Genomic DNA, 26,740 nt, shown 5'->3' with positions numbered 1-26,740 from the left:
ATGAATATTCAAAAGCTTGCCGATCAAGTTCTTGATAAAGTTCCCTCAAAATTAAAGCATACATCTTATGTACGATATTTTGGTTTTACCAAAGTTCCCATGATCTTTTGGTTACGTCCAATTGTAGAAGAGTTAAATGATAAAAAATGTGTGGTCAAAATACCTCTAACCCGTAGAAGTAAAAATCATCTGAACTCTATGTATTTCGCTGCGATTGCTGCTGGTGGTGATATCGCTTGTGGAATTCATGCAATGTATCTTATTCATAAGAGTAAAGAAAAAATTTCTTTAGTTTTTAAAGATTTTCATGCGGAGTTTTTAAAGAGGCCAGAAGATGATGCGATTTTTGTTTGTGAAGAAGGAGAGGCGATTTCCAAATTAGTGAAAGAAGTTGAAAATTCAGATGATAGAAAGAATCTGACTGTTCGAGTGAATGTGTATTGTCCTAAGAAATGTGGAGATGAAGTTATGGCGAAACTTCAATTAACTCTATCTCTTAAAAAAAAGTAATGTAAAATTAGATTTATTTACATATTGATTGCATGTTTTCTTATTGAGTAAAAGAGGAACTCTGTTGCAATTTTATTTCCAAAATAGGCCATTCTTGCCTTTAATTTAGCAACTGCTGGTTCAAATTGTCCGGCCATGCAAACGGTCATGTACATATAATTATCAATGAGAGGATCTTTAAATATTTGTAGAGCATCTGCGACAGCAAAAAATATGAACCGATCGACTCCTTTATCTCCCATGGACAAGCTTTCTATTTTTCCTTTTTCTTGCTCATACATTTTATTAATTAATAATGAACCTACAATGGCCTGTACAAATGGCTCTTTAAGATCTTCATCAGTCAAATTGTCCCATTGAACATTTGTGGCCATTGGGACGTCCTTAGATTGATCTTTAATAAGTCTCATTCTTGCTGTACTTGCTCCATGTTTATCATGATAAAAATCATTAAATTTTTTCATGGCATCTTCCCCATACCTGGTCTCAATTTCGCTGATTATTTCACGATATATTTCAGTTTCACTTCGATAATCTTCCCTCATATCTGGAGAAATATATCCAAATCCAGTTTTTTCTTTAAACTCTTGGATACTTCGACCCTCTCTGTCTGGACTAAATTCCTTGGCCATTTCCTTAATCTGATCAACTCGATCTTCATCTGCTAATAGCTCTTTTAATTGAGTATCAAATTTACTTTTATCGGCCATAAAATTGTTATATGTAAGTGTCTCAACTGCCCCAACACCTCTTGAAGCGAAATATTTTTTTACGCTTTTTGCAAACAGTGAGCCTGTAGGATTGGACATAATACTAGACATTATAAATTGAGCAGCGATTTTGGCACTGACTTCATAACTAAATAAAGACCACCATCTTTGTGAAGATGACTCATCATTTCTGTGGGCCCAAGCATAGGCCATGCCAGTAAAAGCAGCGCCAGAGGAAATGGCTACCCAGCGGTGTTTGTTCTTAGCATTCTGATGAGATTCATTGTGTTTTGGGGCCCTACATTGATGGATATTTCTTTCGTAGGCCTTACGAATTTGGAAAGAGTTTTTAGCTGCTTTTTCCCTGGCCTCCAAAAGGTTCATACCTTTTCTGAGATATTTACGCTCAAGTCTGCTGAATTCTTTATATTGATATGTTCTAAGTCGATTTTGTATACTATGAAAATGTCTGATATGTTTAGAACTATGAGAAGGGGTAAAGAATTCCATCATATCTAAGATGAGGTTGGTGAAATCATTATAGATATACTTACCAGTGTGATCTGCCAAATGATCCAATTCTCTTATGGCCCTATGGCGATGGCGTGCAGGTAGGTTTCTCACAAATTTAAGATAAGATTTCATAGTGTAAGGGGTGATATCAGAGCGTCCTTCAAGTTTGTAGAGTTGTTTTTCAAGCAATCTGTAGAGAGAAGAATCCTCCATATCAAATTTCACCCCCTTATCAGCCAAAAATCTTTCCATAAAATTCAACTGTCTTTTATGAAAATCATAGGTTTTTTGGGTTGATCTGTATAAGGTTCTACGTATTGCGTCCTCAGTCCATGTCTCTTGTGGTGTTAGGGTGATATCAAAATATTCGTCTGTTACGACGACAGGTCTGGAGATTTTGAATTCTAAGAGGGATTTTATGGCCCGTTTACATCTCCTGAGACGAGATTGAGCGTATCCCTTCGAACAATGAATCGACAGCAGAAAAACAATAAAAGTTATGGCCCGAGCAGTTCTCATAAAAACCAAAGAATTTAAGTTTTTCTAATATTTAATATTAGAGGACTCTTATATTGAATGGTTTTCAATACGTCAGGCCTCATCATTTAGAAAAACTTAAACTTAATAAATAATGTCTATTTTCATGAAGAGAATATACGTATCATTGAATGAATTTTAACTATTGCTTGACCTTGTGATTAGTCCTTCAAACATAGATTTCTTAGGAGACATTAATTCTTATTTTTTGATAGTGATTCATAAATTGATCTTTTTTAAAGGCGTTTGAGAAAATTTTTTTTAAATCAATTAAAAAAATTTGGGAATGTAAATTTTTAGTTCGCATCTCATATTTTTATAATCTTTATTGCACTCCATAGGACTTAAAAAGGCATGTTGTAGAAATAGCTTATAATCAAATTTATCTAAGTATGATTTTGTCTTTGTAAGAAATTCTTTAAGAAATATTTCTTTTAATTCCTTCTGATCATCATTTATTAAAAAAGTATTTTCAGTTAAAGTGTAATTTGAAGAAACAGTATTTACACTGTGATAAGTATTACCATAATTCATCCTAATAAATATAAATTGTCCTCTGTCGATTTGTATATTTTCATCGTTTATGTATTCAAAATTCATTAAAATATCTTTATCATTTCGAAATTTCAGGGCCCTTTTACTTAGTTTATAGTGTGAAATCATGCCATATACTTTGTCATATTCACTCGCAAATGTCGCCAGTTCTACGGGTTCGTGATTGTTCTTCATAGAAAAGTATAACCCTCCACCAACTAGAAAAAGGAGTATTTCGAGTAAAATTATAGAGAGTTTTCCATTTAGCTTCATCGCTTAATTCTTCTGCACAAACTATGCCAGAAGATTTTATGTGATATTAATTAGTTACAAGTTCAATCTTTTATTCAGAATATTGACGGCCGTAAAGTTTTTTATGGGAGTATCGATACAATGAGAAAGTTAGTCTCATGAAGATTCAAATGGTTACAGTGATCTTTATCTAACAGGGACACCTCCTGGTAAAAAATCGAATCCTTTATCTTTTCTAAAATTCTTCGCCTTTTTTACGATTTTCGGTTTGCTTTCTTCCATTACTCTAAAGACAAATGTTAGCTCATCAAGTCCGTTGGCCCTGTTCATAAGGATATCAAAAGAGACAGTTTGTTTTTCTTTCAATAGTTTCCAGAATTGTTCAGAAAAATTCTTTCTTTGGGTTATTTCATGAATTAGATTTCTTAAAAATGAACTCCTTTTTTTGTTATTATTAAAATAGACTGAACCTCTAAATTTATCATTAATTAAATCATCCGAATTTAAGGTGAGTAATGCTGATGCGACAAACTGTTTACTCACAATATACTTTTTTGAAATATACATCCACTCATTTTCTTTATCTTGTAATTGTTCAAGAGCTTTATGGTAGAAACGATCTCGGTGGATAAGCCAATCTTTAGGTAAAGAAAACCCATTCAAACCTTGATGAATTATAGTAAAATAAATCAAATCGAATAAAATATATGTTGGGTCATTTACGGGATTCAAAAGTATTATTGGTAAGTTCAGAGGGAAGACAATATTGAAAACGATATCCAACGTCTGATGATACGAATTTATATAATCATTGTGTGGAACTCTCATTCTATTATTTATTTGATCAAATAATTCATGAATCTCACTTTCACGAACTGTAACAGCAAAAGTCCTTAGCTGTTCATTATCTTTAATTTTGTTACTACCACTCAGTAGTCCTTGAATTTGTTCATTGACCTTTTGGATAACCTGCGAAGAATCATTACTAGATATTTGCAACTCATCAAAGCGTTTAGGAGGAGTCTGTGGGTTAATTTGATTACCTTGGAGAATATTTCTTTGGAATGCCTTAAGGTCTTGCAAAGCTCTATTGGTTACTTCTTTATTGGTTAGTCCACGATTTCTTAAAAGTGTTGTCATCATCAAAGACTGACAAACTGTTACCTTTGTTAACGGAAAGAAGTTATCGGGAGCAGCAAAGAGTTGAGTTGCTAACAAAAACAGAAAACAAAGTTTATACATAAATCACCTATACCCAGGTGAATCTTTATAATTCAATGTATTGTATTTCAAATTGAATTGATTTATTTGTCATCTAAAGAGTAAAGATTACAAAATACAAAACGAAATTAATATAACTCTTAAAGAATCATCATGACGATACTTAAAATAAAAAAGGGCCCTTAAAAAAGGGCCCTTGAATGTAAATTGAAATTAGAGTCAAATTACTTAACGTTTGAACCTACAATTTTTGCTAGTTCGAACATAGAAACTGATTTCTTACCACCAAAGACAGCTTTGAGTTTATCATCAGCAAGAATATTTCTTTTGTTTTTTGGATCTTGAAGATTGTGCTTCTTGATGTAATCCCAAATCTTTTTAATGATTTCAGTTCTTGGAATTGGTTTAGAACCAACGACAGCAGCTAAAGCATCAGATGGTTGCAAAGGTCTCATGAAAGCAGCATTTGGCTTTCTTTTTGCCTTTTTAGTAGCTTTTTTAGCTACTTTTTTAGTAGCTTTTTTAGCTACTTTTTTCGTAGCTTTTTTAGCTACTTTTTTTGTAGCTTTTTTAGCTACTTTTTTCGTAGCTTTTTTAGCTACTTTTTTTGTAGCTTTTTTAGCTACTTTTTTTGTAGCTTTTTTAGCTACTTTTTTTGTTGCTTTTTTAGCAACTTTTTTCGTTGTTTTTGCCATTTCATTCTCCTTGAACAAAGCTTTAATACAACTCAGACTGTATTGTCTTATTTCTTTCTTAAACTTGTATTTTCTTTCGTCAAATCCTTAACCCATTCTATAATCATTTTATTATGACCAGACTTAATAGGTTGCTTACTATATCCATGTCTTTCATTTAAAGAGCACATTCTGAAATTGTCAATTCTACAGTAGTGAATTACGGTTGGAAGATTTAATTCACTCGCTTTTGTCTCGAAAAACTCTTTTATACTATGAGAGTGTCCACTCCCTTGGTGATTAGACTTAATAGAAGTATTTTTTGTGAGGAGTTTTTTCCCGTCTTTTTTGTAGAAAACAGCTGCAATAATTTCCTCGCCCTCGATTACAGAAAAAAGAGACCAGCCATCTTTGATTTCATTTTTGATATCCTTTAGGCTCCAGTCAAAATCAGGAGTGTCAGTAAAGGCATCGATATTATGATCATAGATTAATTGTAAGTCTTGATCAGTTTCGGCCGGAATAAACTTTAATGACATTATTAAACCTATTTTTTTATTTGTGAAATATAAAGTGATATATCCTTAAAGTCTGCATCTGTTAGATCAGCAATAATAGGATCCATATCAACATTATTTCTTATTTTTTTCTTAAAATTTCCTAATTGAGTATCAATATACCAATCATATTGCCCCGCTAGTTTTGGGGCCTTCTTCTCAACATTACCTAAGGCGTTCTCTCCATGGCACTGAACACATTTAGAATTATAGAGAGCCTTGCCCTTATTAGCATCAGCGGCCATTGTAGAACTCATAGTCAACACAAGCAAACACAACATGAACAAATTCTTTAACATTATTTCCCCTATACTAAGCACCTAGGACAATACTAACTTAAAGATCATCCTATAGGCAAGTACTATCTAGCAATGTTGTAGAGTATATGATGAAGTAAAAACAAAAAACTAATCAAAATACTCACTCCAAATAAAATGCTAATTGTATATGAAATCGGAATATTCATAGAGGTTACTGAACTAAAAATTATTGGAGATATCGAGGTGCCAACAACCGTTACGGTTGCATCTTTGCTCTTTAGTGAACCTAGAATTGAATAAGAAAAATTTTCTGCCCAATAGGTTTGGCGCATCATGGCCATTGTACTTACTGAGAATCCTAGACTTCCCATATAGGCAAAGCAGGCAATTTTACCGCTCCCAAAAAGGAGAAAACCCATAGTTATAATAAAAGGATAAAACATAAAAAAATGCATTTTTGAAGACGTATATTTGTCTATAAGATGACCCCATATGAAGTTACCGCTGACGTAAAAAAAAGAATAAAACACAAAACCGTTGCCAAATAGCTGTGGGGCCCAGTCCTTCCATTCACCTAAAAATTCTTGTTGGAAAAATAATCCAGTGACTGTGAAAGGCAAGTAGGAATTGAATAAACATAAAATAAATAAACGAGGTGATTTGAAAAATTCTTGCCACGTACCCTCTGTCAATTTTTCAGAATCAGCTAATTTAGAGTGAATTAATTGATTTTCCTCATAAAGTGGAGTTTTAGAAATTTTTGGTATACACAAAATAATCACTGGTAGTAGCACCAAGATCATGAGAAGTAATTCTGAAAAAATTGCATAGCGCCATTGGAAATTTACGATAATATAAATGATTACTGGAGGTAATAGACCCTCGCCAATAGATCTTCCAAGTCCAGTCAGTGCCAATACTTTGCCTCTTACTCGTCCAAATATTTTTGAAAGCGATGCTTGGGAAATGAGTCCTAAGGAAATCTGACCAAAGAAGCGAATTAAAAAAAATGACAATCCAAGAATAAGATAATGATATGAAAAGTTTAAGATGATCAGTCCACTTGCAAGACCTAAGAGAATGCACAAAGAAAGTTTTTTTATATCAAAAGTGTCAATTAATCGCCCAATTCGACTTAAACCAAATGAAGTGAGAAAAGTGGCCAAAGAGTAGGTAAAGCTCATTTCACTAACAGTTAATGAAGCTAACTCCCTAAGGGAAGGAAGAAATTGAGCGATTAAGAAAGTTTGACCGAAGCAAGTGAAAAATGAAAAGCACAAACCAAAAAATATTTCAATAGGATGTTTTTTTAACAACTCAATCATTATAATTATTATGGTACAATCACTTAGGTATGACGAATGAAAAAATAATTAAATCTCGTTGTTTAATTGTGGACTTTATTAGAGGTGTGGCCATTTATTTAATGGTCTTCTTTCATTTTTTTTATGATTTGCGTGCTTTTGGTTATAATCAAATTGATTTTCATAGGGATTTTTTTTGGTGGTTTCTCCCTAGGATCATCGTCTTTCTTTTCCTGCTTTGCGTCGGTTTTTCTTTATGTATCGTTCACTTACCCCATGTAAGATGGAAAGTCTTTTGGCAACGCTTTGCAAAGATTGCACTTAGTGCAGTTTGTATTTCAATTTTTACTTTTTTTGCCTTTCCTAAGAATTGGATATACTTTGGAACATTACATTGTATTGCTGTCTGTTCACTATTAGCACTACCTTTTCTCAGGTACCCCAATCTTTCTCTCCTTATATCACTCATATTGGGAATAAGTTGGATAGGATTCAAAGTAGAATTCCCTTGGATTAAGCTTTCTCATTATTCTATGGATTATATCCCTTCCATACCCTGGATATTTGTTATTTTACTCGGAATATTCTGTTTTCATAAGAATTTACATAAACTACCCTTTCCCAAGGGCCAGTGGGCCAATTTTATTATCATTCCAGGTAAACATGCTTTAAAAATTTATTTACTTCATCAACCTATTCTTTATAGTTTTGTCTATCTTTTTCATAAACTCACTCATTGATAGGTCTGTTTTTTTGGCCAAAATCTTCTTTATTTGTTAAGAGAAAGAGCTATTTACTAAGGATAATAATTGAAAAATATATTTCGTTTGCAAAATTGGTATGCTCTTGAAAAGACGGTTGGAGGATTAAAGTTTGCTGTCATCCTAATCATTTTATTTTCTATATCAATGATTTTAGGAACATTTTGTGAAAGTTATTACGGTACTGAGTTTGCCAATCGATTTATATACAAGTCTTCTTTTTTTATGTTCTTACAATTTTTATTGTTTTTGAGCATATTTATGGCGGCTTTACTTCGCCTTCCTCCTAAAAAAAGACTGTATGGTTTTTATGTTATTCACTCCGGACTAATTATCATCTGTTGTGGATCATTTGTCACCTATTTCGCTGGAGTTGATGGGAGCATCACTTTGGAACCACAAAGTAGCTCAAGAGAAATTATCCTAAATGAAGATGTACTCAGAATTCAATTTCTGGATAGTGGAGAAGAAGTAACTTACAAACTTCCCGATGGGGCCTTTTCTCAAGAAATCGCTGCGAAATATCAAAACATTGAAATTAAGCAATTTCTTCCTTTTAGTGATGATAGTATCGATTGGGTCAATGAAGAAATGCCGGCCTATGGAACTCATTCGCGCCATTCTGGCCAGTTTGTTCTGATTAATCCAATGGCCGCTCAGGATTTCACACTATCTCTTCATCCCGAGGCCCAAGGTTTTCAAAATAGTTTAAAGCTAGGACCTTTGCAAATTCATTATATGCCTTCTGCTTTCAGCGAGTGTTTTGATAAGCAAAATGAAAGTGAACTTATCCTCTGGGATGCAAAGAAAAACACTTGCTTTACTCCTGAATCTCTGAATGTTCATGTTCAAAAAACATCTGAAGGTACCAGGTTTTTGGCGTTTAATTACGAAGGAACCATCTATTCATTTTTTCCAGATCATTCACCCTGGCCTATGGATATAAAACTACAACAAAACAAACTGGGGAATTTAAGAATCTTTTCAAAAGGTGTTTTTAAAAACTCTCCTAACCTTTTCATCTTTGGTAAGAAAATTGCTTTTTTTCAAGAAATTGGAGAATCTGCAAAATGGCAAGTCAAAGACCTCAATTTATCTACTCCAGTAGGTCTGCCTTGGATGGGATCGAAGCTGCAGCTACTTAGACATGAAGAAACAGCAGTCCCACGGTATATTCCCAATTTTACAATGCCAATTCAGTCCAATGGGAATTTGGTTAAGGGTGATCAAAAGGCCGTACAAATATCAGTTGCAGGTAGAAATTATTGGGCCACAAGTAAAAGAGCATTAACCTTACTTATCGAGGGGAAAAAAGTAAGGTTTCTCGTTGATAAAAAAACTATAAAATTGCCTTTTGAGTTTGCTTTAGAAAAATTTAAAATGGATGTAGATCCTGGGACTAAAACTCCTGCAAGTTATGAGAGTTTTGTAAGATTGTATGAGGCCAATGGAGTAACAAGTCACCACATATTTATGAACAATCCTTTAAAGTTTCGTGGATTTACTTTCTATCAAGCTTCCTATTTTCAAACTAACGAAGGTAAATATGGAAGTGTATTGAGTGCAAATTATGACCCAGGTCGCTTTTTAAAATACTTTGGTTCAGTTCTACTTGTTATAGGTTCTATTTGGCATTATTTGTTAAATCGTAGAAAAATTAGAAAAGAGAGTTTTTCATGAATTATTTATATTTTATTTTAACAGTATTTTTATCTTTTCACATAAGTGCAGTAGACACCTATTTCTGTACGGATGATTTTCAAAATTTACCTACACTTCAAAGAGGTAGAGTCAAACCTTTATATGTTCACTCGCAAGAAGTGATAAAAATGCTAACGGGAAAAACCACTATAAATGGCATATCCTCCACAATTGCCTTTTGCTTAACTTCCTTAAGATCCACTGGAATGAAAATAAATCTTGAATTGATGGCCCCAATTGAACACGAAAAGTTAAAGAAATATTTTAATTTAGCAAAAGGGACTTCATCAATTCGCTATGAAGATCTGACTTCACAATTTCAGTCAATCCGAATGGAATCATTTAGGCAAAAAGACAAAGGTTCTTATAAAAAATCCTTGGATAAGTTACTCAACCAAATCACATTATATCAAAGCATCTCTTCAGGTCAAAATTGGCAGTTTGCTGCCCTTGATAGTAATAATCAAATTATTTGGCAAAATTTCTTAACCTACCTTACAGAAGACAAAATTATTTCGGTCAAAGCAAATTCTGCTCATCCTTTTCAATCAATTATTAACCAATCTAAAGTGAACTTCGACAACAATACGAAAGAAAAAAAATATCTCATAGAACTCTTGTTTGCAAAGATGCACCTTCCTCTGATTGCCCTCATTTTGACACTGCTATCATTGGCCAGTGGAGTTCTTTTTAAAAAGTTTCCGATTACACTTGTCATATCGACCTCCACAATGATGGTTCAAATTGTCTATTTATCATTTCGGATCTATATCTCTGGGCGTGCACCGATTACAAATATGTATGAAACAGTTCTCTTCTCTGGGCTTGGTGGATTGATTCTCGCAATGGGTATTGGTCATTTCAAAAAAGAGAAAGTATTTGTTTTTGTTGGACTGGCCTATAATACCTGTACGCTATTTATGATTAATTTTGCTCATGGTATGCTAGACCCTGGAATTAACCCACTTGTTCCGGTTCTTAGAGATAATTTTTGGCTTTCAACTCACGTCACAACAATTATTCTATCTTATGGTGCTCTTGCATTAAGTTGGATACTAGCAAATGCAACAATGATCCGAAAAAAATTGACTTCTATGACTAGTGCTGAAGAATCATACTATGCGGAGTTAATATATACATGCCTTAAGTTCGGAACAATCCTATTGGCAGCGGGAATTATTTTAGGTGGAGTTTGGGCCGATTATTCTTGGGGACGATTCTGGGGATGGGACCCTAAAGAAACATGGTCTTTAATTGTTTTATGTCTCTATATGGCCATCTTACATGGAAAATACACGACATGGATTTCAAAAAGTAAATTCATTCCATTAGTTGCCGTTGCATTTTTGTCAGTTATGATGGCCTGGTTTGGAGTTAATTATATTCTGGCCACGGGTTTACACTCATATGGATTTAGCCAAGGTGGGGCCATTTTCTTATCAGTGTTTTTTATTGTACAGATTATTGTCCTCGCTTTTACCCAACTAAATTTTTTTATACAGAAAACTCAAGCAGAAAATATTTGATATAAGATTTGATTGAGCTTCAAAAGAGGCAGTCCTTCTATTGAAGTAAAATCATCAGTCTTAATTGATTTAAATAGTGAAATGCCATGGCTTTCTATCTTATATGAACCAGCACAGTCAAAAGGTTCATCTTTTTTGAGATAATGTTCGATTTGTTCATCATTTAAAGCATGCATTTCTAATTTTGTGGGCACTGTTTCAATAAATTCTTGGTCCTTATATATCACGCAGACACTTGTCAGTAGAGAATGAAACTTCCCTTGCATTTTTGACAATTGATTTTTTGCATTAGAAATATTACCTGGTTTATTAAGTATTTGATCATCAAGTAAACATATCTGATCAGAGGCCACAATAATATCGTTCAAATATTTTGTCCTTAAAGCTTTCGCTTTAAGCATGGCCAGCTTTCTAGACATTTCCCTAGGTGAGATGTCTTCTTTTTTTATAATAGACTCGTCTAGTTTGGAATCTTCGCATATAAAATCGTACCCTAACCTGTTAAATAACGCTTTTTTATACTTTGATTCAGTGGCCAAAATGATCTTTGTCATGGAATTACTTTCCCTGTCTTTTTATTCTTAAACAAACTTTAATAAAATAATTGATAAGACGAATATAAAATAAATACATAAAGGTCAATGATTAACCAGGGGAATTGATGAAAGCATTTCTATTCTTGCTCCTTATGAGTTTTAATCTTTTTGCAATTTCAGAAAAAAACTTTGAATTAGATTTTAAAGAAAAAGTTATTCCTTATGTAGAAAAAAATTCCGCTCAAAAATTTATCAAGTTAAAATTTTTAATGAATAAGGGTGAAATGCTTTCATATAGATACTTCAATAAAGGCCATAATGTACTAACAGTTGTACTTCCGGGAAGAGCTGAATCCAAAGAGAGGTATTACGAGTTAGCTTACGACTTAAAAGATCAACCAACAGATATCCTTGTTATTGACCATCTTGGACAAGGTTTATCTCAGCGTTATGTAGAGGATATTCAAAAAGGTCATATAACAGATTTTGACAAGTACACTTCCTCTATTAGAGAACTACTTTCACATTATCAAAATTATCAAAGCTATGAGTTAATTGGACATTCAATGGGGGCCTTTTTGGGATTCAAATTGCTTTTGGAAAAACCTCATTTTTTTAGTGAAGCTGTTTTGTTTGCTCCGATGTTTGATATACAGACAGATCCTTATAGCAAGTGGCAGGCCAGAGCAATTGCGAAAGCACTTGTGTATACAGGTGTGGGAAGTTTCTATGCACCAGGAAGAGGTCCTTACTTAAGGCCTAGTGAGTATCATTCAGGAATGAGAGGATCTATTAAAAGATTAAAAAACTATGATGACTATTTAGAGAATTTTCCGATGTTAAAAATTGGAGGACCTACTGCGAGATGGGTTTATGAATCTATAAAATCCATGGATTCCTTTCTAGAAAGAGATCTTGAAACGATAGAAACCCCGATAACAATTTTTAGATCATTAGCGGATGAAACAGTTAAAGTACCAATTCAAAAAGAAGTTTGTGAAAGAGTTCAAAAGTGTCAACTCATAGATATAGAAAGGTCTGGTCACAATCTTCTTCAAGAAAAAGATGAGTTGCGTGACCAGGCCATGAATAGAATTTATTCGCTTTTCAAATAAGGATTCACCGTTTGAGACAAAATCATGTCTCGCATTTTTTCTCTTCCATTATCTTCGAAGTATCCGACTAGGGATCCTTCTGTTATCACTTGTCTGTAATAAAAAGAACCAATGTATTTAGAAATTTGCGATTTCAAAAAGTTTGGAATTGTCAGAAAGCTAAGTCCTAGTTCAGCTAATTGAAGAAGTACTCTTTTTCGTTTAACTTTTCCAGGTTTGTCATAGTAATAAGCTACGGCGGGTTTACTAGTAAACATTGCTTCTGAATCAAATAAGTTGATTATGGCCTTACCTAATTCATCATTTATATAAACATCTTGAAAAGCAAAATTGATACGATTATCAACTGATTCATACCTATGAAAGTTTGAGACAAGAGTTCTATTTGCACCTCTCATACTTGCAGAGAAGTTTTTTGCACCATATCCGTCCCAGTCTTTTTTTGCCTTATTAGATTCCCAAAACATAAACCAAGGAATTTGGGATTCATAAATAGATGAAAGAGCATGTCTGACATTTGAGATATTCATACCAAGTTCTTCGGGTTTAGAGTTTTGTAGATAGTGCAGAAGCATATTTTGCATAAATAATCTTCTTTCTTGAAGCATTCTACTAATTTTATCAATTACGTAGAGAGCTGTATTGAGAACAGGTACAACACTAAGTTGATTTTTTGCTAAATTAAGTCCCCATTTCGATACTTTTTCAATTACGTTTTTTTTGTAAAAGAAGCGAGAATCATCCATGCGGGCCAGAACATTTGGATTGATATAGGAAAGAGCTTTATTCATACGCACTTCTAATTGACTTAAAGTATCAATGAACTTTGGATCTGAAAAGATTTCATTAAAATCGTACTTTGATAATTCTCTCAATGCATCAACAATGTTTTTAATATCTCTTGTTTTCATAGAATTTGCACGAGAACGATTCATTTGTCCTCCTTGCAAAGTGGCGGGATTTGATAGATCAATAAATTCTTCACCTAAAAGTTCATGAATTTCATCGGCATATCCAAGTGTATTAATTTGATTTTGTTCTTCGATGAGAATTTTTTTTATAAGTGAAAGATACGGTTGCAATGAGAAATGAAATCCTTGTGCTCCTCTGATAGAAATTTGGACTGCATTGTTATCTTTGTATGAGACTTCAAAGCGTTTTTCAAAAGCAGAATTTGCAAATAGACTTGCACTGCTAAATAATGCTATTAACAATAAACTTTTCATGAATACTCCTTTATACATGTATCGGTTTGTTGTGTATGAGTTTGATTTACAATCAAATGTTTATATTTTAGTACTGTGATAGATAGACGGCCAATGTAGTTATGAGATGTTAGAATTCTTTAGTTGATTGAATTAATCTGAACTAAAAGATACCCGACTTGATTACTTCTAATGTAACCAGTGCCCAGACGAGATATCTAAGGTATTTTCCAATGAGCATAAAAACAAAAACCAGAAACCAAGGTATTCTAAAGTAGCCTAGAGCTAAAGACAGAGGATCACCAATGACAGGTAACCAGGTAAATAATGAAATAAGATGGCCATATTTTTGAACCTTATATTGAAATTTGTAAATTTTTTCACGTTTAATTTTCAAGTATTTTTCGGCCCATTCAAGTTTTCCCATCAGGCCAATTACATAGTTTGTCATTCCACCAAGGGTATTGCCTAAAGTGGCAACAATAAGACAGGTTTGAACGTTATAACCTTGTTGGATCATCAAAGCAACAACAGGAGCTGATCCAATCGGAATGAGAGTTGCAGATAGAAAAGTAGAAAAAAAAAGTGCAACGTACTCACCTGTCATTTGAATTTCTCTATAGTAAAATCCCAAAGTTTTTCTCTTAATGACAAAGCACTTAGTGCGAATTCCTTTGCCTGAATTATTTTTGTACTTTTTCCTTCACAAAGTTCTTCAAGGAGAGCTTTTGCTAAAACACTATGTTGATTGCCATCTAGTTCTATATGTCTATCAAGATAGTAGAGTAATTTGGGACAGTGAAGGGAATTCTTTCTTAAGATTTCAACAATGGGTGAAAATATTTTGGGAATGATATCTTCTCTTCCAAAAAGAAAGACACTGGCAATAATGTAGGGAGGTTTTGTTAGAGCTATATCGAAATTAAAAAGTAAAAAATCTCGTATAACCTCGTCTTTGATAATAGCAAGATCTTTTTTTTCGATAAAATTTTTAATTTCAGTTGTGTTCGCACCAATTTCCTCCATGGCCTCTAAATACATGGTAAAATGGTCATTAAAGTTTCCATCTAGATCCAGGTCACTTTCTTCGCCCACAACAATTTCATTGATAAAGCGAACTGAATTTTTACTATATTTCGATGGGGCCCAAGGAATATTAACGCAAGTGATTTCTCTTTGTAGGGATTTCAGGAGTGACATAAAGTCGTAGACAGCAAAAACATGTATCTCCATGAAAATTCTTAAATTTTCTATACTGGTGAGATATTTACTCAGTCTATGAATTGAGAGGTTATTAATTTTAGTTTCAATTTGTTTATCAAAAAATAGTTCCATAAGACTATTTATAGCAAATAATATTTGTAATTGTCAGTACAGAGTTAAAAATTAAGCGGATTCTTTTTCTGGATCATCATCAGATTGACCTGATTGCTTTATATTTTCCATAGCTTGACGATTTAAATCTTCGAATGCTTTTTGTTCTTTCTGTCTTTCTTCATTCAAAGAGCTAAAGAAAATTTCATTTACATACTGTCTCAACTTCTTTTTTGCGGTCTCATCAACTCCATAGATCAGTGCCCGATACATGAAACCACCGGATTCTTTTTTGTATGGCTGCCCTTCTATGGGAATGGTACATATAAACATGTCTATTGGAAAACGCATTTCAAACCGAGTGGATTGAAGAACGACTTTTGAAGTGAACACCAATTCAGTTTCAGTCAGAGAATTAATTGTTATGGTATGACTGAATTTACAGATAGAAAGAGGTAAAGATTTTTTTATATAGAATCTATCTTCTTTAAAATCATTTGCGGTAATATTTCTATATTTTTGGGGATCAGTTTTCTTTAGAAGCTGAATTTTCTGCTGGATTAAAGTTTTTTCTTTTGCATCTTGTTTGGTTCTATATAATTCAGACATATCTGTAACAAGACCTAGAGTCATAGGTTTTTGATTGGCCATAATGAAAGGATATCTATAACTATCTTGAAATGAGGCAGAACTGAATCTTTTACAATTGAAAAGAATTACAAATGGCCTGTAGTCTTGCATAGATTTAACTTTACTTATGATTTGGGAAAGTAGATCGACAGGAGATCTATCATCACCAGGAATTTCTTCTTTATCTAATTTTCGAGGTGCTTGGGCCATATTTTTTTTGTCATCATCTTGTGATTCTTCTTCATTGGTTTCCCAAAACTCAATTGCTAAAATATTTGGTCTAATTTGTTCAATTTCATAAAGCTCTTGAGATAAGAAAGACTGAAATCTTATTGTAAAAGAAAATTCGTCAAGTGGTTTTTCTTGTCCTTCCATGAATTTTAATTCTTTATCGATGATCAAAATTTTCATGGATTTTTCATTTCTGTCATCTAAATTATCTTGAACCCAATCCTTCATTCTTTTTTTATAGATGGGTAGTTCATTTTCATATTCATTGAGAATATGCTTGGCCTCTTTTTCTCCATATATTCTTATACCGCTTTCGTCTTTTTTCTCAACATCAGGGCGATCTAAAAATGTTAATTCCAAGTCATAATTATATTTGAAATTATAATATAAATTCTCAATTGATTTCTTTTTTACTTTGAAGTATTTCGATTTGTTTATTTTTTCAGGGATCTTTGTTTCAAGTACAACGGTATCACCTATCTCTAAATCGAGATTAGTTTCAATATGTACACATTCTTTAGTAATATAACCAATTCTCAATCGTTCAATAAGATTGACTTGATGTTGAAATCTTGCTCTGGCAAATTCAGTTTTTTTTGCGGCCTTTGGCCATCGGAAAATAAATGGATCATAGACAACATCATGGTACTCTCCACATTTAACATGAATGAACTGCAGACCAGTTAAACCGATTTCATCTGCTGCTTCTTTTGTATCAACCAATCCAACTGTTGAAACATGTTTCATAGAATTTTCGGTTGAAATCATTGTTGCCAATTTTTTTTGATAATTTGTATTTTCAGATAAATCTAAAAAAATGATATCTGGTTTGAAAGCAAAAATTTTAAGAAAAATATCTTGATAAAATTTTGGGTCTTTTCCTACAAGTTGAACAAACTCAAACTCAAATTGCTTATAGCTTTCAGAAAAACGATGTTGAATCGTTGTCCAATAACTCTTATCTTTTCCAATATAAGCAATTTTTTTGGCCTTCATTAAATTTACCTTCCCTCACTCTTATCGGGTCTAAGGCCTGAGACTTGAAACAAAATCAAAATATTTTAAATTTCAAATTCGTTATATGTATGGGCAAAAAATTCATCATTTTGTTTAGTGAAGTATTTCCGAACAAAATACTGACCTGAACGTATAGTTGATATAAACCCTAGGTCTTCAAGCTTTTTAAGGGCCTGATAAATTTCATCGATGCTTAGGCCTAGTTTGTTGGCCATTTCTGTATGAGATAAAATTTGTGAAATTCCATGAACTTTATACAAATTGGGTCTACACCAAACACATCTGTAAAGATACATAATAACAAGGATTTCTATTCTATTTAATTTGAATTTGACTAGAACGTCATCGAAAAAAAGATCAGGAATTTCGGAAGATGAAGCTATTGGACGATTCTTATGATGATTAGTCTCAATACCATTATTTTTTTTAGTTTGATGCTCGGCCAATATGGTTTGTAATTCATCCATTTCAAACCTCCCGTGTGCCCACACACAGTAAATTATAACACAAATAGAAATAAAATAAAATAATCTGAAACAGGAACTGACGATTTAAGGCCTAATCTTTTCTTAATTTTTTATAGATAACAAAATCTTGTCTTAACGCTGGACTTATTTGATCGAGTTTATCGGCAGATATTACCAAATCAGATGACAATATATAATTTTCAAACTGATTTAAATTTATATCATAAATGTCAGCAATTTTTAAAACTAAACTTTTATGAGATAAGTATTTCTTTGTTAATATTTTAATGGATTTGAGTAATTTTTTATTTTGTTCTTTGTTTAAAAGTTCTTCAAATGAATTCTTCTCACAGTGTTTTAACAATTTTGTTAAAACACTATTGTTCTTAAATTCTAAAAGAGTATCTTTTATATTCTTTGCCTTTAAAATAAAGCTTTTAGACAAATTAAAATATTCAAGCTCTTCAAAATCTCGTAATTCGAAACTGTCAAGTTGTCTAAGAAATATATCCTCGATCTCATTAGTTTCTTCAATTGTACTCATTTTCTCATATAAAAATTTTAAAGATCTATGAATTTTAATATTATTCTCAATGGAAATTTTTTTGATTTTTAATAATAGAAAAGAAAGTCCAATATCTTTTGATTCTTTAACAATATAGTGCCAACTCAACTTACTGAGATCAAATTTATTAATTAATAATTTGGTTTGTTCTGATATTTTAAAATTGCTGGTTTTACAAAAACGAATAAGTCTAAGTAGCCTCACAGGATCTCTAGAAAAATCTGAGGAGATATGTTTTAAGATAGCGTTTCTTCCATCTTGCAATCCACTATATGGATCAATAAGAATAGATTGGGGACCAATATACTCTACTCCTAGAGCATTAATTGTTAAATCTCGTCTTTTGAAAGATTCAATGTAATTCATTGAAGAGTCTAAAATGGCCTCAAAGTTTTTATGACCGACTTCATTATCGGTATAGATTTCTCTTCTTGGACATGAAATTTCAAATTCATAATGATTGATATTGAACTTAAATATACAATACGGAAGTTCAATAATTTGAAGTTGAAAATTTTTAGATATATTTTCAAACACTTTTTTTAATTCTTCTTCTTGCAATTTGTGATTGTTAATTGATCTAATTTCAAAATCCCAATCTAAGGATATTTTATCAAAAAAAAGCAGGTCTCTAACGCATCCACCAACGGCCGTTAGATAGTAACCATTTGAAAAAAGGAAATCGACTATATCTCTTATTTCTATTGGAAGTTCAGGGATAGCAATACTCATAAAAATACCTTTTTTATATGAGTGGTGAAGGTCTTTTCAGTAAATGTTCTAGAACCCTTTGAATTCTCAAAAGATGTTCACTTTCTTTATGATAGGCCATATACATTCTATAGTTTACCACTTCGAAATCTGTTCCTAATGTATCTACATCATTTTTAAGAATTGAGCGATTTAATACATGAGTAGGTACAACTGCTACACCCATCCCATCTCTAACAGCATGTAATATATGGCCATGTGAGTTGATTGAATAGCGTATATTAATGTTTTTTGGATAGATTTGAAACTTCGTTTTGAACCATGTGTAATAAAGGTGATCATTTTTTTCAAACATGATCGTTGGAAATTTCTGTAACTCTAATGGGGTTATATCTTTAGAAATTTTAAAAGCTGGGTGATTTTTTGGAAATACTAATGTAGAGCGTTCGTCACTTAAGAAAACTTTTTTCCCAACATTTGGAAGATATTCTGTCGGTAAAATCAAGATATCGAGTTTTAACTCCTCAAATTCAGCAACGAGATCTTTTTGTAGCCCCATTTTAATAAATATTTTTAGATCAGGATAATGTTTAGCAAACTGAAATATCTCTGGTGCCAGCCAAGATTTTCCTACCCCATTTAATGTACCAATTCTAATTTTCCCTTGCATCTGTTCAGGAGCGTATTTTATTTGCTCAAGTGTTTCTTCCATACTTGAAAGAAAATGTTCTGCCATCTCAAAGAGTTTTTCTCCCTCCTGAGTGAGGACAACTTTCTTGCCAGAGCGCTTAAACAAAGGTGTTTTTAATTTGCTCTCAAGGTTTTTAATACTTTGACTAATTGCCGATTGAGTGACACCAAGTTGCTCAGCTGCTCGTGAAAAACTTTGAGACTGAGCAACAGCAACTAATGTTTGTAATTGAGACGTTTCAATCATAAATCACCTCATATATGCTCTAGCTAAAAGACCAGACAAAAGCAATATAAATACATTTAGCTTGCTAATTTATTATGAACCAATTCAAGAATGAATTTTTGCATTTCACCTTTTCTTATTGGTTTAGTAATATGTCCGTCACATCCGGCAGCAAGGGATCTCTGAATATTTTCCTGCATGGCATAAGCTGTAAGAGCATAAATTAGGGTTTTGGGACGTCCTAATTTCCTTTCAATTTCTCTTACTTTTTTGGTCGTTTCATATCCATCCATTTCTGGCATTTGAATATCCATAAATATGAGATCGTATTCTTTTTCATTAATTGCTTTAAGTCCATCACGCCCACTCATGACGGTATCAAGTTCAATATCTGGATGTTTTAAAAATTTTTGGATAATGACGAGATTGTCTTTAGTATCATCAACGGCCAGTATTTTAAGTTTATTGAAATGAGCTTCAGAATATTTTTTTATTGGCGTCTTTTGATTGACTATTACTTCTAGTGTTTTTGGTGATTCCATTGTTTTATTCACCACTAAATCGAGCTCAAAATAGAATCTAGTATAAGCTCCAAACTCGCTTTGAACTTTTAGTTTCCCACCCAAGAGACGAACTAATTTTGATGAAATCGAAAGGCCTAGCCCAGTACCACCAAATTTTTTGGTAATTGACGCATCTCCTTGATTAAATTCATCAAAGATAGTTTTTATATTCTCTTTAGAAATTCCAATTCCAGTATCATATACTTCAAACCGAATTCTTTGATTTTTCGAGTAATCCTCAACAAGTTTTACATTTATATCAATTTCACCGCTTTGAGTGAATTTGAGGGAATTTCCTATAAGATTAGATAATACTTGTGACAATCGAATTTCATCCGTTTCAATAAAATTGGCGATACCCTCATCGATATTGTAAGATATTTTGAGTCCTTTCTTTTCAACTTCATTTTTAAATAACTGTACAATTTTTTTCAATTTTAATTCAAGATCAAAGAAGTTAAAATCGAGATCTAGTTTTCCGGCCTCTAATTTTGAGAGATCTAGAATGTCGTTGATAATTGTTAATAATGTTTTACATGCATCTTGAAAAGATCCTAGAAACATTTTTTGTTCTTCATTCATTTTTGATTCATCAATCAAGTCTGCCATTCCTACAATAACATTCATGGGCGTACGGATTTCATGACTCATATTATTTAAGAATTCAGTCCTAGCACGAAGTGCATTTTCTGCTCTTATTTTTTCTTCATTGATTTGTTGATAATATTTTTCTAGAATTTTTGATGAATTTGAAAGAATCTGAAATTCTTTGAATTGAAATTCCTTCTCTTGTCCTTCAGTCAATTTTGAATCTGGGTGTTCAAATAGATTTTGAAATATTTTAAATCCTTTATTTATTCTTGAAGTTGCCCTTCTAAAAACGATTGTAGAAAGAACGAAAGAAAGTCCCATAACAAGTATTGTAATTAGTATCTGATCAATTAGTCGTGCCTGAAGTTGATCCTTTCTCGTTTGTGTCCAAACTTCCAAGTCATCTAAATAGGCACCAGTTGCGATAATCCAGCCCCATCTTTTGAAGGGATAGACATATGTTAATTTACTAGAAGTATTATTTTTGATTGGTCTATTCCACTTATAGCGAACAAAACCACCTCCATTTTTAGCGACATTAATGGCCTCTTTGATAATATTTACTCCATTTTCATCAACTAAATGTAAAATTTTTCTACCTTTTAACTCTGTGAGGAATGGATGGGCCAATAAGGTTCCATCTGAGCGCAATGCCCAAAAGTAATCCAAGTTTTTACTAATTGTTCTTTCTAAACGAGATAGGATTTCTTCTTTTAAATCAGATTCAACATCATCAAGATATTCACCTGTGCCGATAATTAAATCTAGTTCTTTGAAATATTTAACATACGAAATTTTTGAGAAATTTTTTTCAGTTTCGTTTGGTTTGCTCCATTCATAATTAATGAATCCTTCGCCATTATTTTTTGCTATTTTGAGCATTTCTTTAACAACAAAAATACCATCTGTTGATTTCATTTTGATTAGGTTTTTACCTTCAAGTTCAGGTTTATCAGCAAATAATATTTCTACGCCTTCAGTATTCATCATGAAATAATATCCCCTCCCCTTGTTAAAACGTATTGATCGAAGAGACTCTCTGATTAGATTAATAATATCTTTTTTAGGCATTTCATTTTGATATTTTTCAAATAGGTTCTTAGCTACATTTAGTCCTTCATTTACTCGACTGCTGATTTGTAATTTTAATCGTTTTTCCAGTTGACCAAGTTCCTTTTCGATATTTAATTCTGTTTGTTCAACTTCTAATTTAAGAGTTTTTTTATGTTGTTCGAGATACTCTTCTTCAAACATATTTGTATCGTCTCTATAGATACTATATACGGAATAGATATTTGATCCTCCAATAAAGAGAACAACAAAGAGAGTCATTATCACAGAGATAATGAGAAAAGTTTCTGTAATGCTTTTTCGATGCAGTTTTTGCATGAATGCTTTTCGGCCTTTTTGTCTAAAAATTTTAGTAATACATGAATCTTTAGGTTTACTTAAAATTCAATTATTTCAATATGTTATTCTATAGAAAATATTCACTTGTAGAAAAAAAAGGGCCCTTTTTAAAAGGGCCCGGATAAAAAATTCAAAATTTATTAAATCACATTAATCATCATTTGCAAGTTTTTCGATTCTGGCCTTAATAACCTCTTCAGCGATATTGTTTGGACACTCAGAATATCTTGAAAACTCCATCGTATATGAGGCCTTACCAGCTGACATCGATCTTAGGTCTGAAGAGTAGCCGAACATTTCAGAAAGCGGAACTTCAGCTCTAATAATAACTTCTCCAGTTGGATCAGTCTCTGAACCTTGAATTATCCCTCTTCTAGAAGAAAGATCCCCAATGACAGAACCTTGATACTCATCTGGGGTTGTTACTTCAACACCCATAATAGGTTCTAAAAGCGCAGGACTTGCATTTTTAATCCCTTGTCTCATGGCCTGTCTAGAAGCGATTCTAAAGGCCATATCGGAAGAGTCAACGTCATGGTATCGACCATCTTGTAAGAAAACTTCACAATTTATCATAGGGAATGCGGCCAAAGGACCTTTGTCCATAACATCTTGGAAACCTTTTTCACAGGCTCCAATATATTCTGAAGGAATTGATCCACCTTTAATTTCATTATTAAATTTGAAGACTTGATCTTCAGAATCCTTATCTGCTTCAGCGAGAGGTCTTAACACACCAACAACTTGACCGAATTGTCCGGCACCACCAGTTTGTTTTTTATGTGTATAATCAAATTTAGTCTCACTTCTGATCGTTTCTCTGTAGTTAACTTGAGGAGCACCAACTTGTACGTTTGCATTGAATTCTCTTTTGAGTCTTTCAACATAAATTTCAAGATGGAGTTCCCCCATTCCTGCGATTCTTGTTTCCCCAGACTCTTCATCTGTATACACATGAAAAGTAGGATCTTCTTTAAGAAATTTTTGAAGGCCCTTTGCCATTCTGGCCTGTTCATTTTTATCTTTAACAGAAATTGAAAGTTCGATAACTGGAATTGGAACGTGGATACCTTCACATGAGATACCGATTTGAGAATCAGATCCTACGAAAGTGTCCCCTGAAGCACAATCAACACCAACGAGGGCAATAATATCACCGGCCCATGCAGAATCGATGTTTTCTCTATCATTAGAATTCATTCGTACCATTCTACCAATTCTAACTTTTTTCTTTGTTCTAGAGTTATAAACAGTGTCCCCTTTATTTAGAGTCCCTCTATAAATTCTAGTGTAAGTTAACTGTCCAAATTGTTCGTCAGTTATTTTAAAGGCCATTGCAATAAGATCAGCATCTTTTGACGGTTCAATTTCAATTTGTTTATCATCTTCATCTACAACTGTTGGTTTTGCACATGTAAGTGGAGAAGGTAGATATCTTGCAACAGCGTCTAGTAAAGGTTGAACACCTTTATTTTTGAAAGCAGAACCCATGTAAACAGGAGTAAGAACTAAAGACTGAGTTCCGGCCTTAATACATTTGTGAATTTCTTCTTCCGAGAGTTCTTCACCTTCAAGATATTTTTCCATAACTTCATCGTCGTATTCAGATACAACATCAAGCATAGCATCTCTATGTTCTTCCATTTTATCTACTAAATCAGCAGGACAATCTTCAACTCTTACGATTTCTCCATTATCGCCGTCATTGTAATATGCTTTTCTAGTGACGAGGTCGACAACACCTTCAAAATTTTCCTCTGAGCCAATTGGAATCTGCATAAGAATAGCATTATGACCTAATTTTTCTCTGAGTGCAGCAACACCATTCCAAGGGTTCGCCCCCATTCTATCCATTTTATTAATAAAACAAAGTCTTGGAACTTTATAGCGTTTCATTTGTCTATCAACTGTAATTGACTGAGACTGAACACCAGCAACAGAACAAAGAACAAGAATAGCTCCATCAAGAACACGTAGAGATCTCTCAACTTCAACAGTAAAATCGACGTGTCCCGGAGTATCTATAATGTTGATACGTGTTTCTTTTTCAACTCCATCTGCAAAAGTAGTTCCTTCGCCTTTTAAACCTCTCCAGAATACAGTAGTGGCCGCAGAAGTAATAGTAATCCCTTTTTCTTTTTCCAGTTCCATGTGGTCCATTTTTGCACCATCGCCACCACCACGAACATCTTCAATTTTGTGAATTTCACCACAGTAGAAGAGGATACGTTCAGTAAGTGTCGTTTTACCGGAATCGATGTGGGCCGAAATACCAATATTTCTCGTCTTGGCCATTATTTTCATGAGCTTTCTCCAAAGTAAGGGTTTTAACCTCAGGTTTAATAACAAATAATTCTAGCTAAATAAAGTCAGGATATTAATGAAAATAGTGGGATGAGTCAACTGTAGAATTGATAATAGAGATGAGTGGTTTTCGCTAAATAAATTTTAATATTTTTTTCAGATGTACAGCAAAAATTTATCGTTTGGAGCTAACCTATTGACGGCCTCATAAAAATCACTTATTTAAGATGCCCACTGCATAACATTATTTATATATGATCAATTTACAATTCGGGAATTTTAATGAGTAGGGATCTAGAAAAAACTCTTTTGTATCAGTCTGTTAAAACGCTTTTGGAAGAAAAAAATAGTAAAATTTCACTTCCACAACACAAGCTGTATACGCTATTCAGCATAGCCTTCCAATATACACTTTATACTGCGACCAAAGAACCTGGAAACTACATTATTCGAATTGAAGATAGTATGCTGGCCGAAAAACTTGCTCGAAAATCAAAAGATCCATCTACTAGAAAATTTATCCAAGCGCTTCTTTTGCCTAGAAAACTTAAATATCATAATGCAACTTTTTATCTAGATTTCTTCCATATAGGGACATGGAATTTAACTAAAGATTTGCCGCATGATAAAATAAAAGCAGCTTTGATTGTAAAAAACCTTTCCGATAGGCCAATGGATCACCTTTCGATTTCACTCGCAAATTTAGAGACAAATGCTGGATTTGATGACCCTTCAGATGACCCCAATTTTATTATGCAGGGGCTACCAAAAGATTATTATATAAACTCACTCACCGATTTCGTTCCGAATGTAATCTTTATTGGTGGAGAAGAGCAAAGAGATGATTTTACTCAAGTGGTTTTTCCTTTCATTAAGAATGAAGAAAAAAAGACAGTCTCAGGAGTTACATTAAGTAAAAATATTGATTGGGATTCAATTGATTAATATTTTTTCCAATTTGTATTACGCTGCTTTTTTTAGAATTTTTTGGGCCCAACCGGGAGAGATAAATCCTGCCTTTTCAAAGGGAAGTTTGTTAACAATAATATCTTCAAAAAAAGTTGGAACATAATTGCAAGGAACCATCTCCCCTTGGTATTTTCCGGTCTTAGGATCTTTGCCTGTTTGTAGCCATCTAAAAATATCTCTAGTTATGTATCGACCAAACTGGTCAACACCAAGGACTTCTGAAATATGAGATGTACGTCTGCCACCATCATGATATCTTGAACATTGAACAATTATTTGGAGTGCGGATCCAATCATCTTTCGAATGGCATCAGGTGGAATTTTTGTTTCTCCCATTAAACATAGAGTTTCAAGCCTTGTACAAGCGTCTGTTGGATTGTTCGCGTGGACTGTCCCCATACTTCCATCATGGCCGGTATTCATTACTTGAACTAAGTCTAGGGCCTCAGGTCCACGCACCTCCCCCACTATTATTCTATCTGGCCTAAGTCTCATAGAGGAAAGTACCAGATCTCTAATGCTTACTTCAGAAATCCCCTGGGCCGGATCAGGTTTTCGCGTTTCAAATTGTACGACATGTTCAGAGTTTACTTTTAACTCTGATGCATCCTCGATAATGATCAAGCGTTGAGTTTTGGGAACTCTTCCTCCAAGGACATTGAGCATCGTTGTTTTACCTGAACCAGTTCCACCTGAGACGATAATATTTTTACCAAGGTTGACACAAATGTCTAAAAAACGTGCACCTTCAGGGGATAAAGATCCAAAATTTACGAGATCTTTTATGGTTAAATCATCTTTTGAAAACTTCCTAATAGCTACTGTTATCCCATTTTTTGCCATCGGAGGTAGAACGACGTGAATCCGTGATCCATCTGGTAGTCTTGCATCAAGTCTTGGATTATCATTATCGAGTACGCGTCCTACACTTTGAGCAATTGATCTCATGGCCGAAAATAGTTCTTCCTCTCCAGGAAAAGTATTTTTTGCCTTAAAAACAAGTCCACCTTTTTCAATGAATATTTCATGAGCACCATTAATCATGACTTCTGATATTTTATCATCTTCCAAAAGATCACGAATTGGTTTTAAAAAATTATGAATCGCGTCTTGAGCAATTGAGCTCATTTATTCTC

The 26,740-nt window shown here is 33.2% G+C and carries 24 protein-coding genes; 6 read left to right on the top strand and 18 right to left on the bottom strand.

What is annotated here, in order from left to right:
• The gene (locus H6622_15510; protein ID MCB9062929.1) at window positions 1-510 is read left to right on the top strand and encodes a DUF4442 domain-containing protein; all 510 of its coding nucleotides are present in this window, start codon (window positions 1-3) and stop codon (window positions 508-510) included.
• A gap of 17 nt (window positions 511-527) precedes the next feature.
• On the opposite strand, the gene H6622_15505 is transcribed toward H6622_15510, so the two are convergent.
• From H6622_15505 to H6622_15475, 7 genes are all read right to left on the bottom strand, one after another.
• Complete coding sequence (locus H6622_15505) at window positions 528-2,252, bottom strand: hypothetical protein (GenBank protein MCB9062928.1); 1,725 nt, start codon at window positions 2,250-2,252, stop codon at window positions 528-530.
• 288 nt (window positions 2,253-2,540) lie between these two features.
• Window positions 2,541-2,999, bottom strand: coding sequence for a hypothetical protein (locus H6622_15500; GenBank protein MCB9062927.1), 459 nt, complete (start codon window positions 2,997-2,999; stop codon window positions 2,541-2,543).
• A 243-nt stretch (window positions 3,000-3,242) separates the two neighbouring features.
• Window positions 3,243-4,298: a hypothetical protein gene (locus tag H6622_15495; GenBank protein ID MCB9062926.1), complete on the bottom strand. Its 1,056-nt coding sequence runs from the start codon at window positions 4,296-4,298 to the stop codon at window positions 3,243-3,245.
• A 203-nt stretch (window positions 4,299-4,501) separates the two neighbouring features.
• Complete coding sequence (locus H6622_15490; GenBank protein MCB9062925.1) at window positions 4,502-4,972, bottom strand: hypothetical protein; 471 nt, start codon at window positions 4,970-4,972, stop codon at window positions 4,502-4,504.
• A gap of 47 nt (window positions 4,973-5,019) precedes the next feature.
• Window positions 5,020-5,490, bottom strand: a complete 471-nt coding sequence (locus H6622_15485) for a hypothetical protein (GenBank protein ID MCB9062924.1) — start codon at window positions 5,488-5,490, stop codon at window positions 5,020-5,022.
• An 8-nt stretch (window positions 5,491-5,498) separates the two neighbouring features.
• Window positions 5,499-5,807, bottom strand: a complete 309-nt coding sequence (locus H6622_15480; protein MCB9062923.1) for a c-type cytochrome — start codon at window positions 5,805-5,807, stop codon at window positions 5,499-5,501.
• A gap of 62 nt (window positions 5,808-5,869) precedes the next feature.
• A complete protein-coding gene (locus H6622_15475; protein ID MCB9062922.1) occupies window positions 5,870-7,093 on the bottom strand; it encodes an MFS transporter in 1,224 nt (407 codons plus the stop codon).
• Window positions 7,094-7,122: 29 nt separating this feature from the next.
• On the opposite strand from H6622_15475, the gene H6622_15470 reads away from it, so the two are divergent.
• The 3 genes from H6622_15470 (at window position 7,123) to ccsA (ending at window position 11,060) form a co-directional block, all read left to right on the top strand.
• Complete coding sequence (locus H6622_15470) at window positions 7,123-7,812, top strand: DUF1624 domain-containing protein (GenBank protein MCB9062921.1); 690 nt, start codon at window positions 7,123-7,125, stop codon at window positions 7,810-7,812.
• A gap of 69 nt (window positions 7,813-7,881) precedes the next feature.
• On the top strand, window positions 7,882-9,513 hold the full coding sequence (locus H6622_15465; protein MCB9062920.1) for a cytochrome c biogenesis protein ResB: 1,632 nt from the start codon (window positions 7,882-7,884) through the stop codon (window positions 9,511-9,513).
• On the top strand, window positions 9,510-11,060 hold the full coding sequence (gene ccsA, locus H6622_15460) for a cytochrome c biogenesis protein CcsA (GenBank protein MCB9062919.1): 1,551 nt from the start codon (window positions 9,510-9,512) through the stop codon (window positions 11,058-11,060). Before H6622_15465 ends, ccsA begins: the two co-directional genes overlap by 4 nt.
• Here the strand turns inward: ccsA and maf are convergent.
• Window positions 11,042-11,614 carry a septum formation protein Maf gene (gene maf, locus H6622_15455; GenBank protein ID MCB9062918.1) on the bottom strand — a complete coding sequence of 191 codons (573 nt, stop codon included), beginning with the start codon at window positions 11,612-11,614 and terminating at the stop codon, window positions 11,042-11,044. The genes ccsA and maf overlap by 19 nt on opposite strands.
• Window positions 11,615-11,721: 107 nt before the next feature.
• On the opposite strand from maf, the gene H6622_15450 reads away from it, so the two are divergent.
• A complete protein-coding gene (locus H6622_15450) occupies window positions 11,722-12,711 on the top strand; it encodes an alpha/beta fold hydrolase (GenBank protein MCB9062917.1) in 990 nt (329 codons plus the stop codon).
• On the opposite strand, the gene H6622_15445 is transcribed toward H6622_15450, so the two are convergent.
• The 9 genes from H6622_15445 to H6622_15405 all read right to left on the bottom strand — a co-directional run bounded on the left by H6622_15445 (window position 12,693) and on the right by H6622_15405 (window position 24,635).
• Window positions 12,693-13,937 (bottom strand): hypothetical protein, encoded by a 1,245-nt coding sequence (locus tag H6622_15445; protein MCB9062916.1) that lies wholly within the window; start codon window positions 13,935-13,937, stop codon window positions 12,693-12,695. The genes H6622_15450 and H6622_15445 overlap by 19 nt on opposite strands.
• A 142-nt stretch (window positions 13,938-14,079) precedes the next feature.
• Window positions 14,080-14,550: a DedA family protein gene (locus H6622_15440; GenBank protein MCB9062915.1), complete on the bottom strand. Its 471-nt coding sequence runs from the start codon at window positions 14,548-14,550 to the stop codon at window positions 14,080-14,082.
• Window positions 14,520-15,251 carry a DUF3050 domain-containing protein gene (locus tag H6622_15435; protein MCB9062914.1) on the bottom strand — a complete coding sequence of 244 codons (732 nt, stop codon included), beginning with the start codon at window positions 15,249-15,251 and terminating at the stop codon, window positions 14,520-14,522. Before H6622_15435 ends, H6622_15440 begins: the two co-directional genes overlap by 31 nt.
• 51 nt (window positions 15,252-15,302) lie before the next feature.
• Window positions 15,303-17,087 (bottom strand): hypothetical protein, encoded by a 1,785-nt coding sequence (locus tag H6622_15430; protein MCB9062913.1) that lies wholly within the window; start codon window positions 17,085-17,087, stop codon window positions 15,303-15,305.
• 65 nt (window positions 17,088-17,152) lie between these two features.
• Complete coding sequence (locus tag H6622_15425; GenBank protein MCB9062912.1) at window positions 17,153-17,575, bottom strand: hypothetical protein; 423 nt, start codon at window positions 17,573-17,575, stop codon at window positions 17,153-17,155.
• Between the two features lie 91 nt (window positions 17,576-17,666).
• Window positions 17,667-18,872, bottom strand: coding sequence for a CCA tRNA nucleotidyltransferase (locus H6622_15420; GenBank protein MCB9062911.1), 1,206 nt, complete (start codon window positions 18,870-18,872; stop codon window positions 17,667-17,669).
• A 13-nt stretch (window positions 18,873-18,885) separates the two neighbouring features.
• The gene (locus H6622_15415; protein ID MCB9062910.1) at window positions 18,886-19,788 is read right to left on the bottom strand and encodes a LysR family transcriptional regulator; all 903 of its coding nucleotides are present in this window, start codon (window positions 19,786-19,788) and stop codon (window positions 18,886-18,888) included.
• 56 nt (window positions 19,789-19,844) lie between these two features.
• Complete coding sequence (locus tag H6622_15410) at window positions 19,845-22,310, bottom strand: cache domain-containing protein (protein MCB9062909.1); 2,466 nt, start codon at window positions 22,308-22,310, stop codon at window positions 19,845-19,847.
• A 171-nt stretch (window positions 22,311-22,481) separates the two neighbouring features.
• On the bottom strand, window positions 22,482-24,635 hold the full coding sequence (locus H6622_15405; GenBank protein MCB9062908.1) for an elongation factor G: 2,154 nt from the start codon (window positions 24,633-24,635) through the stop codon (window positions 22,482-22,484).
• A 282-nt stretch (window positions 24,636-24,917) separates the two neighbouring features.
• Between H6622_15405 and H6622_15400 the strand changes: the two genes are divergently transcribed.
• Entirely contained in the window at window positions 24,918-25,580 is a 663-nt protein-coding gene (locus H6622_15400; protein MCB9062907.1) for a hypothetical protein, read from the top strand.
• Window positions 25,581-25,598: 18 nt separating this feature from the next.
• Here the strand turns inward: H6622_15400 and H6622_15395 are convergent, their stop codons facing one another.
• A complete protein-coding gene (locus H6622_15395) occupies window positions 25,599-26,732 on the bottom strand; it encodes a CpaF family protein (protein MCB9062906.1) in 1,134 nt (377 codons plus the stop codon).
• Window positions 26,733-26,740 lie beyond the last annotated feature (8 nt).

The sequence above is a fragment of the Halobacteriovoraceae bacterium genome (assembly GCA_020635115.1).
In the GTDB taxonomy this organism is placed as follows: domain Bacteria; phylum Bdellovibrionota; class Bacteriovoracia; order Bacteriovoracales; family Bacteriovoracaceae; genus JACKAK01.
The sequence above is the reverse complement of the archived record's forward strand: the minus strand, read 5'-3'. Positions and strand labels throughout refer to the sequence as shown.

What these genes read in the sequence shown, in the direction of transcription:
- H6622_15510 (MCB9062929.1), top strand. Translation starts at nt 1, where the DNA reads ATGAATATTCAAAAGCTTGCCGATCAAGTTCTTGATAAAGTTCCCTCA.
- H6622_15505 (MCB9062928.1), bottom strand. Translation starts at nt 2,252, where the DNA reads ATGAGAACTGCTCGGGCCATAACTTTTATTGTTTTTCTGCTGTCGATT.
- H6622_15500 (MCB9062927.1), bottom strand. Translation starts at nt 2,999, where the DNA reads ATGAAGAACAATCACGAACCCGTAGAACTGGCGACATTTGCGAGTGAA.
- H6622_15495 (MCB9062926.1), bottom strand. Translation starts at nt 4,298, where the DNA reads ATGTATAAACTTTGTTTTCTGTTTTTGTTAGCAACTCAACTCTTTGCT.
- H6622_15490 (MCB9062925.1), bottom strand. Translation starts at nt 4,972, where the DNA reads ATGGCAAAAACAACGAAAAAAGTTGCTAAAAAAGCAACAAAAAAAGTA.
- H6622_15485 (MCB9062924.1), bottom strand. Translation starts at nt 5,490, where the DNA reads ATGTCATTAAAGTTTATTCCGGCCGAAACTGATCAAGACTTACAATTA.
- H6622_15480 (MCB9062923.1), bottom strand. Translation starts at nt 5,807, where the DNA reads ATGTTAAAGAATTTGTTCATGTTGTGTTTGCTTGTGTTGACTATGAGT.
- H6622_15475 (MCB9062922.1), bottom strand. Translation starts at nt 7,093, where the DNA reads ATGATTGAGTTGTTAAAAAAACATCCTATTGAAATATTTTTTGGTTTG.
- H6622_15470 (MCB9062921.1), top strand. Translation starts at nt 7,123, where the DNA reads ATGACGAATGAAAAAATAATTAAATCTCGTTGTTTAATTGTGGACTTT.
- ccsA (MCB9062919.1), top strand. Translation starts at nt 9,510, where the DNA reads ATGAATTATTTATATTTTATTTTAACAGTATTTTTATCTTTTCACATA.
- maf (MCB9062918.1), bottom strand. Translation starts at nt 11,614, where the DNA reads ATGACAAAGATCATTTTGGCCACTGAATCAAAGTATAAAAAAGCGTTA.
- H6622_15450 (MCB9062917.1), top strand. Translation starts at nt 11,722, where the DNA reads ATGAAAGCATTTCTATTCTTGCTCCTTATGAGTTTTAATCTTTTTGCA.
- H6622_15445 (MCB9062916.1), bottom strand. Translation starts at nt 13,937, where the DNA reads ATGAAAAGTTTATTGTTAATAGCATTATTTAGCAGTGCAAGTCTATTT.
- H6622_15435 (MCB9062914.1), bottom strand. Translation starts at nt 15,251, where the DNA reads ATGGAACTATTTTTTGATAAACAAATTGAAACTAAAATTAATAACCTC.
- H6622_15430 (MCB9062913.1), bottom strand. Translation starts at nt 17,087, where the DNA reads ATGAAGGCCAAAAAAATTGCTTATATTGGAAAAGATAAGAGTTATTGG.
- H6622_15425 (MCB9062912.1), bottom strand. Translation starts at nt 17,575, where the DNA reads ATGGATGAATTACAAACCATATTGGCCGAGCATCAAACTAAAAAAAAT.
- H6622_15420 (MCB9062911.1), bottom strand. Translation starts at nt 18,872, where the DNA reads ATGAGTATTGCTATCCCTGAACTTCCAATAGAAATAAGAGATATAGTC.
- H6622_15415 (MCB9062910.1), bottom strand. Translation starts at nt 19,788, where the DNA reads ATGATTGAAACGTCTCAATTACAAACATTAGTTGCTGTTGCTCAGTCT.
- H6622_15410 (MCB9062909.1), bottom strand. Translation starts at nt 22,310, where the DNA reads ATGCAAAAACTGCATCGAAAAAGCATTACAGAAACTTTTCTCATTATC.
- H6622_15405 (MCB9062908.1), bottom strand. Translation starts at nt 24,635, where the DNA reads ATGAAAATAATGGCCAAGACGAGAAATATTGGTATTTCGGCCCACATC.
- H6622_15400 (MCB9062907.1), top strand. Translation starts at nt 24,918, where the DNA reads ATGAGTAGGGATCTAGAAAAAACTCTTTTGTATCAGTCTGTTAAAACG.
- H6622_15395 (MCB9062906.1), bottom strand. Translation starts at nt 26,732, where the DNA reads ATGAGCTCAATTGCTCAAGACGCGATTCATAATTTTTTAAAACCAATT.